Annotated in this window: 1 protein-coding gene; it reads right to left on the reverse strand. The window is 69.5% G+C overall.

Annotation, left to right across the window (positions count from 1 at the left end; genetic code table 11):
- Positions 1 to 1,091: aldehyde dehydrogenase family protein (locus AB0C78_RS50825; RefSeq protein WP_360763087.1), on the reverse strand; the 1,091-nt coding region annotated here is incomplete at both ends.

Raw genomic sequence — 1,091 nt, forward strand, 5'->3', positions numbered from 1 at the left:
AAGAGGGTCGGCGGGAACCAGAACCCGCGGTCGGGCAGCTCGCAGGGTGGTGACCAGCGGTCGGCGCCCTCGGCCTCCCCGGCCGCCGACAGCTCGCGGATCTTGTCGAGTTGGGCGGCGGAGTTGATCGCGCCGATGTCGGTGTTCTTGTCCAGGGGGTCACCGACCCGCAGCGTCGCCATCCGCGCCTTCAACCGGGCGAGGACCTCCTCGGCCACCGATTCCTGCACCAGGAGGCGGGATCCGGCGCAGCACACGTGGCCTTGGTTGAAGAAGATGCCGTTGATGATGCCTTCGACGGCCTGGTCGAGGGCGGCGTCGGCGTAGACGATGTTGGCGGCCTTCCCACCCAGTTCCAGGGTGAGTTTCTTGGGTGTGCCGGCGAGGGTGCGGGCGATGTGGCGGCCGACGTCGGTGGAGCCGGTGAAGGCGACTTTGTCGATGCCGGGGTGGGCGACCAGCGCGTGGCCGGTGTCGCCGGCGCCGGTGATGATGTTGACCACGCCGGGCGGCAGGTCGGCTTGGCGGCAGATGTCGGCGAACAGCAACGCGGTCAGCGGCGTGGTCTCGGCCGGCTTCAACACGACGGTGTTGCCGCAGGCCAGCGCGGGGGCGATCTTCCAGGCCAGCATCAGCAGCGGGAAGTTCCACGGGATCACCTGGCCCGCGACGCCGACCGGTTGGGGGTGGGGGCCGAATCCGGCGTGGTCGAGTTTGTCGGCCCAGCCGGCGTAGTAGAAGAACCACGCCGCCACCAGCGGGACGTCCAGGTCGCGGGACTCGCGGATCGGTTTGCCGTTGTCGATCGACTCCAGCACCGCCAGCTCCCGCGAGCGTTCCTGGATGATCCGCGCGATCCGGTACAGGTACTTGGCGCGCTCGCCGCCGGGCATCGGCCCCCACACCTTCTCGTAGGCGGTCCGGGCGGCCTTCACGGCACGGTCCACGTCCGCCTCGTCAGCGCAGGCGATATCGGCCAGCACGCTCTCGTCGGCGGGGTTGATCGTCTTGAACGGCTCGCCGTGCCCGTCGACGAACTCACCGTCGATGAACAGCCCGTAGGAGCCGCGGATGTCGACGACCGACGCCGA

The organism is Actinomadura sp. NPDC048394, assembly GCF_040651755.1.
GTDB classification, from domain to species: Bacteria; Actinomycetota; Actinomycetes; order Streptosporangiales; family Streptosporangiaceae; genus Spirillospora; species Spirillospora montaniterrae.